4 protein-coding genes are annotated in these 3862 nt (G+C 67.4%); all 4 read right to left on the bottom strand.

The features are described from left to right. Positions 1 to 219: 219 nt before the first annotated feature. Entirely contained in the window at positions 220 to 1566 is a 1347-nt protein-coding gene (rseP, locus tag ENN83_RS15795) for an RIP metalloprotease RseP (RefSeq protein WP_287188686.1), read from the bottom strand. A 28-nt stretch (positions 1567 to 1594) separates the two neighbouring features. Then, positions 1595 to 2776 carry a 1-deoxy-D-xylulose-5-phosphate reductoisomerase gene (dxr, locus tag ENN83_RS15790; RefSeq protein WP_287188684.1) on the bottom strand — a complete coding sequence of 394 codons (1182 nt, stop codon included), beginning with the start codon at positions 2774 to 2776 and terminating at the stop codon, positions 1595 to 1597. Between the two features lie 7 nt (positions 2777 to 2783). Beyond that, a complete protein-coding gene (locus tag ENN83_RS15785; RefSeq protein ID WP_287188682.1) occupies positions 2784 to 3575 on the bottom strand; it encodes a phosphatidate cytidylyltransferase in 792 nt (263 codons plus the stop codon). Then, a partial coding sequence (locus ENN83_RS15780) for an undecaprenyl diphosphate synthase family protein (protein ID WP_287188680.1) occupies positions 3575 to 3862 on the bottom strand: 288 nt, incomplete at its 5' end. The genes ENN83_RS15785 and ENN83_RS15780, both read right to left, overlap by 1 nt.

The following is a 3862-nucleotide window of genomic DNA, read 5'->3' as shown; positions in this document are numbered from 1 at the left end:
GCCGCCCAGCATGAGCGCAAGTGCTATTGCAAACGGAAAGAGCAGCCTGTCCCCGTTCAACTGCATCAACAGCGACAGCCCGCGCAAGCCGTCGCGAAGGGTTTCGATGGCCTGGCCCATGCCGAATCCGTCCGTCTGCCCCGAGTTGCGAACCTGCGCTCATCCTGACCGCGCATTGTGGCAGCAAGAGGGCGGGTCCAATTCAGGGGCGCGAAGACATCAGGGGCAGACCAGGTCGTTTGTCAGGGCAAAGGCCATGAGTCCCAGCAGCATCGCCAGGCCGACCGCCGTCAGGAAGCGCATCGCCCGGTCGCTCGGCGGCCGGCCGGTGATCCCTTCGTAGAGGTAGAATACCAGATGCCCGCCATCGAGGACCGGGATCGGGAACAGGTTCAGAAGTCCCACCGCCGCCGACAGCACAGCGATGAACCAGATGAATGTCTCAAGCCCCTGGCTGGCCGCGGCGCCCGAGCTTTCGGCGATGCCGATCGGCCCCGACAGGTTGCACGAGCTGATCGCGCCCGTGACCATGTGATAAAGCGCCGACAGGCTCGACTGAAGGATGAAGCCCAACTGGCCCACCCCTTCGCCCAGCGCCTCGACCGGCCCGGGCATGCGGGTGGCGCTTTCGAAGGCCAGCGCGCCGGTCATCCCGATCAGCCAGCGCGTCTGGAAACTGCCGTCGGACATCGGCAGGTCCATCGATTTGGGCGTCAGGTCGAACTCCATCGTCTCGCCCGCACGCCAGATGCTGACCGTGACCGGCTGCCCGCCGGTCTCGGCCACGCGCGCCTGCAACTGGCGGAACGCGTTGATCGGCTCACCCTGAATGGCCAGCACAACATCGCCGGGTCTCAGCCCCGCCTCGGCGGCCGCGGTCCGGGGCTGGACCGTGCCCACGATCGGCGGAAAGGGATACGGGCCGGTCACGTCGCGTTCGACCCCGTCGCGGCGCACGGTATAGACGGGCGCGGCATCGGTCGGCAGCGTCGCCACAACCTCGTAGAAACGGGTGTAATCGGGCGTCGGCATGCCGTTCAGCGCCAGGATCGTGTCGCCGGGCGCCAGCGCGGACCGCTCGGCCATGCCTTGCGGCAGGTCGGCCAGCGACCCCACGGTGGGCGGCTCGAGAGCGACTCCGCGCACCAGCGACAGGGCTGCGAAGACCAGGATCGCGAGCGCGAAGTTGAACAGGGGCCCCGCCGCCACCGTCGCCGTCCGCGCCCAGAGCGGCGCGCCATGCATCGTGTGGCGCCGCGTATCCTGATCCATGCCCGCAACCTCGGGCGAGGGCCGCGCAGACGAGGCGCTGGCATCCCCCATGAATCGCACATAGCCGCCCAGCGGAAGGGCCGCGATCTGCCATTGCGTCCCATGGCGGTCGGTGCGCGAAACCAGAACCGGCCCGAACCCGATCGAGAACACCTCTGCCTTGATGCCCGACCAGCGGCCGACGATGTAGTGGCCGTATTCGTGAACGGTGACGATGATCGACAGCGCCAGAACGAAGGCGCCGACCGTGAAGACGAAGTTCCCCGCGGAGGGAATCAGCGAAAGGAGATCCAAATGCTCAGGGTCCTGGCTTGTGACTGCTCTAGTGTTCCAGACCGCGGACGATCTCCGCCGCCGCCTGCCGTGCCAGATGGTCCGTTTCCAGCACTTTCTCAAGGCTTTCGGGCGAATTTGTCAGAAGGCTGTCGCCGGACAGCCGGGCCAGCACCGCCTCGACCACCTCGGCCATCTGGGTGAACCCGATCTGCCGGGCGAGGAAGGCGTCCAGCGCCGCCTCCTTGGCGGCGTTGAAGGCGGCCCCGCTCAGCCCGCCCGCCCGCATCACCTCGCGCGCAAGCCGCAGCGCGGGCCAGCGGGTTTCGCAGGCGGGGCGGAAATTGAGCTGGCCGATCTGCACCAGATCGAGCCGCGCCACCGGCAGGTCGCGCCGGTCGGGCCAGTTCAGCGCATAGCCGATGGCATGCCGCATGTCGGGCGGGCCGACATGGGCCATGATCGCGCCATCGCGGAAACCGACCAGCGCATGGATCAGCGACTCGGGATGGACAACGGCCTCGATCCTTTCGGGGTCGATTCCGAAATATTCCTTGGTCTCAATAAGTTCCAGCGCCTTGTTGAACATCGATGCGCTGTCGACGGTGATCCTTTGCCCCATCGCCCAGTTGGGATGCGACGATGCCTGTTCCGGCGTGGCGTTTTTCAGCGCCTCGATCGGCCAGTCGCGGAACGCCCCGCCCGAAGCGGTGATGACTATGCGCTCGACCGCCTCGATCTCCTCGCCGACCAGGGCCTGGAAGATCGCCGAATGTTCGCTGTCCACCGGCAGGATGCGCGCACCATGCTGCGCCGCCGCCGCCAGCAGCAGCGGCCCGGCGGTCACCAGGCTTTCCTTGTTGGCCAGCGCCAGCGTCGTGCCATGGCGCAAGGCCCGCATCCCCGGCACCAGCCCTGCGGCGCCCACGATGGCCGACATGATCCAGTCGGCGGGCCGGTCCGCAGCCTCGGCCAGCGCCTGCGGGCCTGCCGCAACCTCGACGCCCGAGCCAGCCAGCGCCGCCTTCAGCGCGTCATAGCAATCTTCATGCGCGCTCACGGCGATATCGGCCTGAAGGGCGCGGGCCTGTTCGGCCAGCCGCGCGACATTGCGCCCGCCGGTCAGGGCGACCACGTCATATTCCGCCGCGCCACCCTGCCGGGTCAACAGGTCGACCGTATTCTCGCCGATCGAGCCGGTGGCGCCGAAGATCGTTATCCGCCGTGCCATGCCTGTTTCAGAACCTCACTTCGGGAACATAAACGACCTGGGCCACCAGCAGCATCAACAGCGCTGCCCCCAGAAGGCCGTCGAACCTGTCCAACAGACCGCCATGGCCGGGCAAGAGCGAAGAACTGTCCTTGACCCCCATGCGGCGTTTGAGCGCGCTTTCGGCCACATCGCCCATCTGGCTGGCAAAGGACAGCGCCACCGATATCCAGGGCAGATCACGTCCCGCATTGGTGAAGGTCAGGAAGATCGCCCCGATCAGCGCGGCCGAGACCCAGCCCGCCACGGTGCCCGACCAGGTCTTTTTCGGGCTGACGCGCGGCCAGAATTTCGGCCCGCCGATGAACCGGCCAGCGAAATAGCCCGCCACATCGGTCGCGATCACCACCAGCACCAGCCATATCAGCCAGACCATGCCGTAATCGCCCCGGAAACTGGCCAGCCCATAGCCCGCCACAAGGATCGCCAGCGCATAGGCGCCATAGATCACCCGGTCGCGCGGCATCTGCCCGGCACCGACCAGCGCAGGTGCGGCCAGCAGCGGCAGCGCGTAGATCCCCGGCAAGGCCCAGGCGGCCAACACGGCGCCGCCCGACAACAGCCCCAGCGCCACCGGCCCGCGCCGGTCCTGCGGGGCGATCATGCGGCCAAGTTCCCATACCATCAGGCCCGAGACCGCCGCCGCGAGCATGGCGAACCAGATCCCGCCCAGCGCGATCAGCACAACACCGACCACGGCCATCGCCGCGGCCGAAATCAGTCGAGCCGACAGATCCTCCCACGAGCCCCGAACCGCCATCAGGCGCTGACCGCCCCGAACCGCCGTTCACGGGTGCTGTAATTCCAGACGATCTCGGCAAAATGGGCGGCCGTGAAATCGGGCCACAGGACCGGCGTGAATTCGTATTCCGCGTAGGCCGACTGCCAGAGAAGGAAATTCGATATCCGTGCTTCGCCGGAAGTGCGGATCACCAGGTCGGGATCGGGCAGAAGGCAGGTGTCGAGAAAGCGCGGCAGCGTCTCGGCATCCACATCCTCGGGGTCCAGACGCCCCGCCGCCACCTCGCGCGCCAGCCGCCGGGTGGC

The organism is Rhodovulum sp. (assembly GCF_011048875.1).
In the GTDB taxonomy this organism is placed as follows: Bacteria; Pseudomonadota; Alphaproteobacteria; order Rhodobacterales; family Rhodobacteraceae; genus Rhodovulum; species Rhodovulum tesquicola.
The sequence above is the reverse complement of the archived record's forward strand: the minus strand, read 5'-3'. Positions and strand labels throughout refer to the sequence as shown.